Source organism: Arhodomonas sp. KWT (genome assembly GCF_010993615.1).
On sequence record NZ_WNXE01000105.1, the window covers coordinates 1 to 10,530 of the forward strand.

10 protein-coding genes are annotated in these 10,530 nt (G+C 69.4%); all 10 read left to right on the plus strand.

Features of this window, described 5'->3' with window-relative positions; all coding sequences use genetic code 11:
• Nucleotides 1-297 precede the first annotated feature (297 nt).
• Nucleotides 298-1,272 (plus strand): TRAP transporter substrate-binding protein, encoded by a 975-nt coding sequence (locus G7A99_RS13430; protein ID WP_051088259.1) that lies wholly within the window; start codon nt 298-300, stop codon nt 1,270-1,272.
• Between the two features lie 83 nt (nt 1,273-1,355).
• Nucleotides 1,356-1,958, plus strand: coding sequence for a TRAP transporter small permease (locus tag G7A99_RS13435; protein ID WP_156831279.1), 603 nt, complete (start codon nt 1,356-1,358; stop codon nt 1,956-1,958).
• A gap of 4 nt (nt 1,959-1,962) precedes the next feature.
• The gene (locus G7A99_RS13440) at nt 1,963-3,225 is read left to right on the plus strand and encodes a TRAP transporter large permease (RefSeq protein WP_018719438.1); all 1,263 of its coding nucleotides are present in this window, start codon (nt 1,963-1,965) and stop codon (nt 3,223-3,225) included.
• 67 nt (nt 3,226-3,292) lie between these two features.
• Entirely contained in the window at nt 3,293-4,051 is a 759-nt protein-coding gene (locus G7A99_RS13445) for an SDR family NAD(P)-dependent oxidoreductase (protein WP_163140933.1), read from the plus strand.
• Between the two features lie 64 nt (nt 4,052-4,115).
• Complete coding sequence (locus G7A99_RS13450) at nt 4,116-5,594, plus strand: aldehyde dehydrogenase family protein (protein ID WP_163140936.1); 1,479 nt, start codon at nt 4,116-4,118, stop codon at nt 5,592-5,594.
• A 69-nt stretch (nt 5,595-5,663) separates the two neighbouring features.
• Nucleotides 5,664-7,058 carry a UbiD family decarboxylase gene (locus G7A99_RS13455; RefSeq protein ID WP_163140939.1) on the plus strand — a complete coding sequence of 465 codons (1,395 nt, stop codon included), beginning with the start codon at nt 5,664-5,666 and terminating at the stop codon, nt 7,056-7,058.
• On the plus strand, nt 7,055-7,654 hold the full coding sequence (locus tag G7A99_RS13460; protein ID WP_163140942.1) for a UbiX family flavin prenyltransferase: 600 nt from the start codon (nt 7,055-7,057) through the stop codon (nt 7,652-7,654). Before G7A99_RS13455 ends, G7A99_RS13460 begins: the two co-directional genes overlap by 4 nt.
• A gap of 45 nt (nt 7,655-7,699) precedes the next feature.
• Nucleotides 7,700-8,488 (plus strand): sterol desaturase family protein, encoded by a 789-nt coding sequence (locus G7A99_RS13465; RefSeq protein ID WP_163140945.1) that lies wholly within the window; start codon nt 7,700-7,702, stop codon nt 8,486-8,488.
• 44 nt (nt 8,489-8,532) lie between these two features.
• The gene (locus G7A99_RS13470; RefSeq protein WP_163140948.1) at nt 8,533-9,549 is read left to right on the plus strand and encodes a TAXI family TRAP transporter solute-binding subunit; all 1,017 of its coding nucleotides are present in this window, start codon (nt 8,533-8,535) and stop codon (nt 9,547-9,549) included.
• A 34-nt stretch (nt 9,550-9,583) separates the two neighbouring features.
• On the plus strand, nt 9,584-10,530 hold a 947-nt coding region (locus G7A99_RS13475), incomplete at its 3' end, for a TRAP transporter large permease subunit (protein ID WP_163140951.1).

A 10,530-nucleotide genomic window follows, 5' to 3' on the forward strand; every position in this document is an offset into this window, starting at 1 on the left:
AGAAAGCTCCTCCACCTCATCCACGGCGTGCTCAAGTCCGGCAAATCCTTCGATCCCAACATCCCCTTGCAAGCACACGGGTAAGACGGTATCTACGCGCCGTCATTGCGTGGCCTCGCGGTTCCCGCCCGCCTGTGAAAGAGAATCAGACTCTCGTGCAAATAATAATAACGATGGGTAAGGCCATGCGGCTTGCCGACCGGTAGCGTAGTCAATCACGTGCCCGGCCCGACCCGGTGTCCGGGTGCCAGGTGCCGGAATCACCGCGAACAACGACTACGAATGACGGAGGAGAGCATGGCGAACCATCGCAAACGGTTCCTTGTGGGCGCGCTACTCATGGCGTTCTGCGCCACGGCCGCCGCCAAGGAGTTCAAGCTGGGACTGATCGTCCCCGAGTCCCACGCCTGGTCCCAGGCGGCCAAGCGCATGGGTGAGGCGCTGGAGGAGCGCTCCGACGGCCGGCTGTCGGTCAGCATCTTCCCATCCGGCCAGCTCGGCGACGAGTCGCAGATGATGCAGCAGCTGCAGACCGGTGCCCTGGACATGGCCTTCCTTACAGTGGCCGAGGTCTCCAATCGCGTCGATGACTTCGGTGCGCTGTACGCCCCCTACCTGGCCAAGAACGTCAGCGAGGCGGACACCCTGCTGCACGCCAAGACGGCCCAGGGGCTGCTCGACCAGCTCCCGCGCAAGGCCGGCGTCGTGGGCATCGGCTACGGCATCGCCGCCATGCGGCTGATGCTGACCACCTACGAGGTCGACGACGTCTCCGATCTCGACGGCCACAAGATGCGGATCACGCCGTTCGAGCCCATCAAGGACTTCTACAACATCCTCGGTGCGGCCTCGACGCCGATGCCGCTGACCGATGTCTACGACGCCATGGCCAACGGCCAGGTGGACGGTGTGGATGCGGACATCGAGCTGGTCTGGAAGCTCCATCTCTACGACCACGCGGACACGCTGCTGTACTCCAACCACATGATGTTCCCGATGGTCGGCCTCGTCTCCGGCCGGGTCTGGGCAGGCATGGACAAGAAGGACCGCAAGCTCGTGCGCGAGACCATGTCCCAGTCGCTGGACGGTCTGTTCGACCGCTACACCGACGTCACCCAGGACATGCTCGACAAGGTCAAGAGCAAGGATGTGGAGATCCACCGCGTCGGGCCCGAGTTCTTCGGTGACAAGCTCGACGAGTGGGAGCAGCGCTGGCGCAAGAAGACGCCGGTGCTCGAAGAGCTGCGTGCGGACGCCGACCGGCTGCTTTGAGTATGGGGCTGGCACAGCAGCGTGACGGAGGTGGCGGCGCTGTCGCCGCCACCTCCGCCGGGGTCCGTGGCGACGGGGTCCCGATGGCGAGGCCCCGCGCGGCACTGAGGCGGCTGAGCGCCGCCCTGGGCTGGTTCGAGGCGCGTGCCTGTCAGACGCTGGCGGCGGCGCTGCCGCTGATGATCCTGGTGAATGTCGGCAGCCGCGCCATCGGGCAGCCGATCTTCTGGATGGACGAGCTGGCGATCTACACCATGGTGTGGCTGGCGATGTTCGGGCTCGCGCTGACCATCCACACCCGCGACGCGGTGTCGGTCACCCTGCTCCAGGACGTGGTGCCGGGGCCGTTACGCCGGTTCATGCGCGTGCTCTCCGACCTGATCGTAGTCGGCTTTGCCGCGGCGCTGGTCGTGCTCTCCTACCTCTGGTTCGACCCCATCACCTTCGCGCAGAGCGGCTTCGACGTGGCCGAGTTCTCCGCGCAGACGTTCAACTACATCTACCAGGAGCCCACGGCGACCCTCGGCATCTCCAAGACCTGGTTCTGGCTGATCGTGCCGCTGGTCGCGGTGACGACCCTCGTCCACGGGCTCGACAACCTCTGTGCGAGCGCCGCCGCCATGATCACCGGGCGGGACGACGCGGCGCCGGAGGCGGAGGACGCGCGGGCCGCCGCGCGGGAGTGACGTGATGGTTGCAGGTACCTTTCTCGCCCTGCTGTTTCTCGGTGTGCCTATCGCGGTGGTGCTTGCGGTGGCCGCGCTCGTGTACATCGGCGTGAGCGACAACGCCGTGCTCTACCTCTCCTATCCCCAGCAGTTCTTCGGCGGACTGGAGAAGTACGGACTGCTGGCGATTCCGCTGTTCATGCTCGTCGGCGAGCTCATGAACGAGGGCGGCATCACGCGCCGGCTGGTCTCGCTGGCCTCGGCGTTCATCGGTGCGGTGCGCGGCGGACTCGCCTACATCAACATCCTCGCCAACATGCTGCTCGCCTCCATCGTCGGCTCGGCGAACGCGCAGGTGGCGGTGATGTCGCAGGTCATGGTCCCGGAGATGCACAACAAGGGCTACGACCGCGGCTTCGCGACCGCCACCACGGCCGCGGGGGCGCTGCTCGCCCCGGTGATCCCGCCGTCCATGCTGTTCGTGATCTACGGTGTGCTCGCCCAGATCTCCATCGGCGACATGTTCATCGCCGGGATCATCCCGGGGCTGCTGATGGCGGTGGGCTTCATGGCCGTGATCGCCCTGCTCGGATTCGTTTACAACTATCCGCCCGGCGAGCGACTCACGCTCGCGGAGAAGGCACGCAACGTGGTCGCTGGCATACCGTCCATGCTCGTGCCCGCGGTGATCATCGGCGGCATCATCGGCGGGGTCACCACGCCCACCGAGGCCGCCGCCCTCGGTGCGGCGATGGCCGTGGTGGTGGGCAAGTACGCCCACGGCGAGATGCACTTCGAGCGCATGGGGCCGATGCTGCTGCGGGTGGCCACCAACACGGCGGTGGTGCTGGTGCTGGTCGCCGCGGCGAACGTATTCGGCTGGATCATCGTCTACGAACAGCTGCCGCAGGCGCTGACCGTCTACCTCCAGTCGCTGACCACCGATCCGTTCGTGTTCATGCTGCTGATCAACGTGCTGCTGCTGGCGGTGGGCACGGTCATCGACGGCATCGCCGCACTGATCATCCTGGTGCCGATCCTGCTGCCGGTGGCGCAGTCGACCTACGGCATCGATCCGTTCCACTTCGGCGTGGTCATCTGCATCAATCTCGTGCTCGGGCTGCTCACCCCGCCGGTGGGCGCGGCGCTGTACGTGGCCTCGCGGGTCACCGGTGTCAATCCCGGGGCGATTTTCAAGGCGCTGATGCCGTTCCTGCTGGTGACCGCCGGCGTGCTGGTCATGATCTCGTGGCAGCCGCGCCTCGTGACCTTCTTCATTCAGTGAGCGGCCGCGCCGGCCCCGCGGGGGCCGGCGCGGCCCCAGCCAGTCCTTATCGGGAGGAGATGACCCCATGAACAGACTCCAGGGCCGTGTCGCCATCGTCACCGGTGGTGCCCAGGGTATTGGTGCGGCGTACTGCCGTGCGCTCGCGGAGGAGGGCGCGGCCGTCGCCGTCGTGGACGTCCTGGACGGCGCCCGGGTGGCCGCGGAGATCGAGCAGGCCGGTGGCGAGGCGCTAGCGCTCACCGTCGACGTCGGTGACGAGCGCTCGGTGACGGAGATGATCGAGCGTGTCGACGCGCGCTTCGGGCGCATCGACATCCTGGTCAACAACGCCGCCATCTACGCCTCCCTCGACCTCAAGCCCTTCACGGACATCGACGTCGCCGAGTGGGACAAGGTCATGGCCGTGAACGTCCGCGGCCCGTTCCTGTGCGCCCGTGCCGTGGTGCCGGTGATGCGGCGCAACCAGTACGGCCGGATCATCAATATCGCCTCGGGCACGCCCTACAAGGGCACCCCCGGGATGCTGCACTACGTCACCTCCAAGGGCGCGACCATCGCCTTCACCCGCGCCCTTGCCCGGGAGGTCGGTGCCGACGGCATCTGCGTGAACACGCTCTCGCCGGGCCTGGTGCTGAGCGAGGGCGTGATGGAGAACGAGGAGCTCCGCGACACCCTCACCCAGCCGGTGCTCGCGAGCCGCTCGATCAAGCGCGACCAGCTCCCCGAGGACCTGCTCGGGCCGCTGATCTACCTCGCCAGCGAGGACTGCGCCTTCATGACCGGCCAGTCCCTGGTGGTCGACGGCGGCTCGGCGATGAACTGAACACCGCCCGGCGGCGGTGACGAACCCACATGGCCGCGGCGCTGCCGTGGTAACGGAGGAAACGATGGAAGAGACAGCCCGCCACTGGATCGACGGCGCCTGGACGCCGTCGCGCGACGGCGCCGAGGCGCAGAGCATGGACCCGGCCACCGGCCGGGCCATCGGGCGGTTCGCCGACGGTGGTGACGCCGAGGCGGGCGCGGCGATCGACAGCGCGTGGCAGGCGTTCTTTCACGGCGAGTGGGCGGCGAGCCCGCGGCGCCGCGCCCAGGTGCTGCTCGACTACGCCGATGCCCTGACGCAGCGGCGGGAGCCGCTCGCCGAGCTGCTCACTCGCGAGACCGGACGGTTGCTGCGCGCCTCGCGCGGGGAGATCAACGGTGCGATCTCGGAGCTGCGGTTCTATGCCGGGCTGGCCCGCACCGTGTTCGGCCGGGTCACCGAGGTGGAGCCCGGCGAATTCTCCCTGCTGACCCGCGAGCCCGCCGGCGTGGCGGGCATCATCGTGCCGTGGAATGCGCCGGCCATCCTGCTGGTGCGCTCGCTGGCACCGGCGATGGCGGCGGGCTGCACCAGCGTGATCAAGCTCGCGCCCCAGTCCTCGCTGTTCCAGACGGCCTTCCTGGCGCCGCTCTACGAGCAAACCGACCTGCCTGCGGGCGTGGTGAACTCGCTCTGCGGGACCGGCAGTGCCGCCGGCGAGCGGATGGTGGCCTCGCCCCGGGTGCACGTCATCAGCTTCACCGGCAGCAGCGCGGTGGGCAAGCGCATCATGGCCGCCTCCGCGGACACCATGAAGCGTCTCAACCTGGAGCTCGGCGGCAAGGCCCCGTGCGTGGTGTTCGACGATGTCGACGTCGACGCCGTCGCGCCCCGGCTGGCGGCCGCGGCGACCATTCTCTCCGGGCAGCAGTGCACTGCCGCGGACCGGGTGCTCGTCCACGAGAGCCGTGCCGCGCAGATGCGCGAGGCCCTGGCCGAGGCGATGACCTCGCTGGTGGTGGGCCCGGGCATGGACGAGGCGAGCCAGATGGGGCCGCTCATCGACCATGCCAGTCGCGACCGCGTCGCCGGTGTGGTCGAGGCGGCCGGACGTTACGGCGAGGTCATCGTGCGCGGCGGCATCCCCGACGGTCCCCTGGCCGACGGGGCCTTCCTCACGCCGAGCCTGATCGCGGTGAGCGACCTCGACGCGCCCATGGTCCAGGAGGAGTTCTTCGGTCCGGTGCTCAACCTCGAGACCTTCAGCGACGAGTCGGAGGCCGTGGCCCGCGCCAACGCGACGCCGTTCGGCCTGGCCGCGAGCGTGTGGACCGCCGACGCCGCCCGGGGCCGCCGCGTGGCCCGTGGCATCCGCAGCGGCACGGTGTGGATCAACGATCACAACAAGCTCTTCGCCGAGGCGGAGACCGGCGGCTTCGGCGAGAGCGGTGTGGGCCGGCTGCACGGCGCCGAGGCCATGGCCGAGTTCCTGGAGACCAAGCACATCCACGAGACCGTGGGACACGTCGAGCCCGCGCCGCTGCCCGGGCGCGAGCGCTGACCGCCGCGCCGGCCCGACGACCCGTTGGACGGGCGCGGTGAGCCGCGCCCCCCCTGGAGGAGGACAACCATGCCTGACGAGAACCGGCCCGTAACCGGCCTGCGCGACTGGCTGCGGCGGCTCGCGGACACCGACCGCCTGAGCGTGGCGCGCCCCGGCGTGCCGCTCACCTACCGCCTGGCCGCCATCGCCAAGCGCCTGGACGGCCGGCGGGCGACGGTCTTCCCGTCGCCGGACGGCCACCCCATCCCCGTGATCTCCGGGCTGGTCTCCTCCCGCGGCTGGATCGCCGAGGCCATGGGGGTGACGGAGTCCGACGTGCTCCAGCGCTTCGAGGACGCCGCGGCGTCCCCGCTGCCCTGGCGCGAGGTCACCGACGCGCCGGTGCAGGCCGAGGTCCACCGCGACGTGGACCTCACCCGCCAGCTGCCGGTGCCGACCCACAATGAGCACGACAGCGGCCCCTACATCACCGCCGGTCTGCTGATTGCGCGCAACCCGCGCACCGGGGTGCAGAACGTGTCCATCAACCGCTGCCAGATCAGCGGCCCGGACCGCATCGGCGTGCTGATCCTGCCCCGCCACGCCCACGCCTTCTACCAGATGGCGGAGGAGGCCGGCGACGCGCTGGAGGTGGCCGTGGTGGTGGGTGTCGACCCCATGACCCTGCTGGCGTCCCAGGCCATCGTGCCCATCGACCACGACGAGCTGGAGATCGCCGGGGCGCTGCGCGGTGAGCCGCTGGAGACGGTGAAGTGCGTGACCAACGACGTGCGCGTGCCGGCGGACGCCGAAATCGTCATCGAGGGCCGCCTGCTGCCGCAGGTCCGCGAGCCGGAGGGGCCGTTCGGCGAGTTCCCGCAGTACTACGGTCCCCGCGACGACCGCCACGTCATCGAGGTCGACGCGCTCACCCACCGTCGCGAGCCGCTGTTCCACACCATCGTCGGCGGCGGCCTGGAGCACCTGTGGCTCGGCGCGATCCCGCGGGAGGCGACCCTGCTCGCGCACCTGCGCCGCAGCTTCCCCGGGGTGGTGGACGTGCACCTGCCGGTGGGCGGCGTCTGCCGCTATCACCTGGTGGTGCAGCTCGACAAGCGCCAGGAGGGTGAGGCGAAGAACGTGATCATGGGGGCGTTTGCCGGCCACTACGACATCAAGCAGGTAGTGGTGGTGGACGGCGACGTCGACATCCACGACCCGGACGAGGTGCAGTGGGCCATCGCCACCCGTTTCCAGGCGGACCGCGACCTGGTGGTCGTGCCCGAGGCCCAGGGCTCCAAGCTCGACCCGTCCGCGCGCCACGGCGTCAGCGCGAAGATGGGCCTGGACGCCACGGTGCCGCTGGCGGCGGAGCCGTTCGAGTTCACCCGCATCCGCATCCCGGACGAGGACACCATCGACCCGGAGAGCTACATCGACGCCGACGGCCTGGACTGGCTGCGCGGGAGGCTCGACGGATGAGGACGAGCACGCCGGCGGAGCGCCCGCGCATGATCGTCGGCGTCACCGGTGCCTCGGGCACGGTCATCGGCATGCGTCTGCTCGAGCGCCTTCGCGCCCTGGAGGTGGACACCCACCTGGTGATGAGCCGGGCGGCACACCTGACCCTGCACCACGAGCTCGGGCTCAAGCCGGCGGCGATGCACGCCCTTGCCGACACCGTCCACCCGGTGGAGGACGTGGGCGCTGCCATCTCCAGCGGCTCGTTCCGCACCCTGGGCATGATCGTCGCCCCGTGCTCGATGAAGACCCTGGCCGAGATCGCCACCGGCGTGACCGGCAACCTGCTCAGCCGGGCGGCGGACGTCGTGCTCAAGGAGCGCCAGCGGCTGGTGCTGCTCGCCCGGGAGACACCGCTGCACGCGGTACACCTGCGCAACATGCTCACCGTCACCGAGATGGGCGGGATCGTGGTGCCGCCGGTGCCGGCGTTCTACAACGAGCCGCGCTCCATCGACGACATCCTCGAGCACATCGTCGGCCGGACCCTGGACCTGTTCGGCCTCGATACCGGCCGGGTGCGCCGCTGGGGCGGGGAAACGTCCGCGCCTCCCTAGCAGCGGGGCCGCGCGGGCACAACACAACGACGAGGAGGGGAGGAAATGAGCGAAAAACAGATGACGTTCCGCGAGGCATTCCGTGCCGATACCCCGTGGTGGTATCGCGGCGAAATGCATCTCGCCTTCACCCTGGTCTTCACCGTGGGTGTCATTGCCTATTGCGCCGTGCAGATCGAGGCGGCGACGGCCTGGGAGTGGCTGATCGTCGTGCCGATCTTCCTGTTCGGCAACTATATCGAGTGGGCCGCCCACCGCTACATCCTGCACCGCCCGGTGAAGGGGCTGCGGATGATCTACAAGCGCCACGTGATGACGCATCACCGCTTCTTCACCCACGACGACCTGAGCTATCACGGTCAGCGCGACTGGCGCGCGCTGCTGTTCCCGCCTTTCGCGCCGGTCATGTTCGTGCTCTCGGCGGTGCCCCTGGCGCTGGTGATCGACGCGCTGTGGTCGGCGAACGCCGCGTATATCGCGGTCATCACCATGGCGGGCTACTACCTCATGTACGAGGGCCTGCACACCCTCTCGCACATCGAGGACAGCCCGTTCCTCGACCGGCTGCCGCTGGTCAACACCGTGCGCCGGATGCACGTGATCCATCACCACCCGGCGCTGATGCAGAACCGCAACTTCAATCTCACCTTCCCCATCTGCGACGCCCTGTTCGGCACCAGCGATCTGGAGAAAGGACTCTGGGGGACGCTGTTCCACGGCATGGGCGACGAGGCCATGCGCGACGCGGATCGCGCCAAGTACGACAACTACCGCGGCGGCAAGGCGCCCTGGTCGGCACCCCGTGACGACGAGTCCGACGGGGGTACGGCCTGAGATCCGGACCGCACGCGAATCACACTGTGACGGAGGGACACACCATGAAACGCTGGATGACAGCCATCTCCGCGGCCGCGCTGATCGCGGCCTCGTCGTTCACCGCGGCGACCACCGCCACGGCCGCCGGGCTCAAGGATCCGGTCCAGCTGCGGGTCGCCTCGTTCCGCCAGGGCTCGAGCTGGTACGTCTATGGCGTGACCCTGGGCGAGCTGCTGCGCAAGGCCCTGCCCGAGGGCTCGCAGATCGACACGCCGCCGCTTGGCGGCGGCACCGCCAACCCGCTGCTGGTCGCCCGCGGCAAGGCGGACATCGGCCTGAGCTTCGCGGTGGTCAACCGCTGGGCGCGTGAGGGCTCGGAGCTGTTCGACGCCCCGCAGAGCGACCTGCGCACCCTCATGGGCGGCTTCGACCAGTACTACCTCGGCATGATCGCCAACCGGCCGGACGCCGCCGGCACGCTGAGCGGCTATGTCGACGAGCTCGGGCCGGAGAAGCGGATCATGCTGCTGCGCCGTGGCAGCTTCGGCTCCTACGCCGGCGAGCAGGTGCTCGGCGAGATCGGTGCCGGCGAGGACGCCGTCGCCGACGCCGGCGGCAGCTACACCTTCACCGACTTCTCCACGGTGAAGTCCGCGTTCCCCGCCGGGCGCACGGACCTGTTCATCCAGGTCATGACCCGCGGGCACCCGGCGATCACGGAGATCGCGGAGACCACCGATGTGACCTTCCTGGAGCCGGAGGACGACACGCTCGCCACCCTGCAGGAGAAGTACGGCTGGCAGGCCGCCACCCTCCAGCCCGGGGCCTTCCGCGGCCAGGACCAGGCGCTGCGGCTGCCCGGCACCACCACCAGCCTGGTGGTCTCGAAGGAGATGTCCGACGAGCTCGCCTACACCATCGTGAAGACCGTGTGCGAGAACCAGGACGCCTTCCGCGCGGGGCACAAGGCGCTCGCCGACTTCGACTGCGCCAGCGATGCGTGGCGGGCGGAGAACCTGGGGATGCCGCTGCACCCCGGGGCGAAGCGCTACTATCGCGAGCAGGGGTGGCTGGAGTGAGCCACCGCCGGTCCGACGCGGGGGTAGCTGACCCATGACCGCCAACGACGACGGCCGCCACGCGCCCGAATCCGGGCGCTGGCGGCGCCTGCTCACGCCGCCGGCGCTGCTGGCGCTCGCCTGGGCCGCCTTCCAGGTCGCGATCTACGTGTGGCCGGACATGGACCTGATGGTCCGGCGCTCCGGCCACGTGGCCTTCGCGACCTCGCTCGCGTTCCTGCTCGCGCCGGACGGCGGGCGCGCGTGGCGGCTGTGGCTCAACCGGGCGTTCGCCGCGCTCGCGCTGACGCCGCCGGTCTACCTGGCCCTGGAGCTGGAGCGCATCTACCAGCGCATCGTCCAGCTCGACCCGGTCCTTACTGGCGACCGCATCTTCGCCTGCCTGGCGGTAGTGCTGCTGCTGGAGGCGCTGCGGCGGCGCGCCGGGGCGGGCATGTTCGCCCTCGGCGTGGGCTTCATCGCCTACCAGCTGCTGGGGGCATACATCCCCGGGATCATCGGTCACAACATCTCCGGCTTCGACACCTTCGTGGAGCTGCTGCTGCTCACCGAGCGGGGACTGTTCGGCATCCCCACCGCGGTGTCCGCGGAGATCGTGTTCTACTTCATCCTCTTCGCCGCGGTGTTCGACGCCTACGGCGGAGGCCAGCTCATCATCGACCTGGCGATGCGGGTCACCGGCCGCCAGACCGGCGGCCCGGCCAAGGCCTCGGTGGTGGCCTCGGCGCTCACCGGCAGCGTCTCCGGCAGCGCCGTCGCCAACGTGATGAGCACCGGCATCTTCACCATCCCGCTGATGCGCCGGGTCGGCTACCCGGCGACGTTCGCCGCCGGGGTGGAGGCGGTGGCCTCCACCGGCGGACAGATCCTGCCGCCGGTCATGGGCGCGGGCGCCTTCATCATGGCGAACTTCCTCCAGATCCCCTACCAGGACGTGGTCCTGGCGGCGATCCTGCCGGCGCTGGCGTTCTTTGCGAGCCT

Coding starts and splice junctions, on each gene's coding strand:
- G7A99_RS13470 (WP_163140948.1), top strand. CDS start 8,533: ATGAAACGCTGGATGACAGCCATCTCCGCGGCCGCGCTGATCGCGGCC.
- G7A99_RS13460 (WP_163140942.1), top strand. CDS start 7,055: ATGAGGACGAGCACGCCGGCGGAGCGCCCGCGCATGATCGTCGGCGTC.
- G7A99_RS13445 (WP_163140933.1), top strand. CDS start 3,293: ATGAACAGACTCCAGGGCCGTGTCGCCATCGTCACCGGTGGTGCCCAG.
- G7A99_RS13430 (WP_051088259.1), top strand. CDS start 298: ATGGCGAACCATCGCAAACGGTTCCTTGTGGGCGCGCTACTCATGGCG.
- G7A99_RS13440 (WP_018719438.1), top strand. CDS start 1,963: ATGGTTGCAGGTACCTTTCTCGCCCTGCTGTTTCTCGGTGTGCCTATC.
- G7A99_RS13455 (WP_163140939.1), top strand. CDS start 5,664: ATGCCTGACGAGAACCGGCCCGTAACCGGCCTGCGCGACTGGCTGCGG.
- G7A99_RS13435 (WP_156831279.1), top strand. CDS start 1,356: ATGGCGAGGCCCCGCGCGGCACTGAGGCGGCTGAGCGCCGCCCTGGGC.
- G7A99_RS13450 (WP_163140936.1), top strand. CDS start 4,116: ATGGAAGAGACAGCCCGCCACTGGATCGACGGCGCCTGGACGCCGTCG.
- G7A99_RS13465 (WP_163140945.1), top strand. CDS start 7,700: ATGAGCGAAAAACAGATGACGTTCCGCGAGGCATTCCGTGCCGATACC.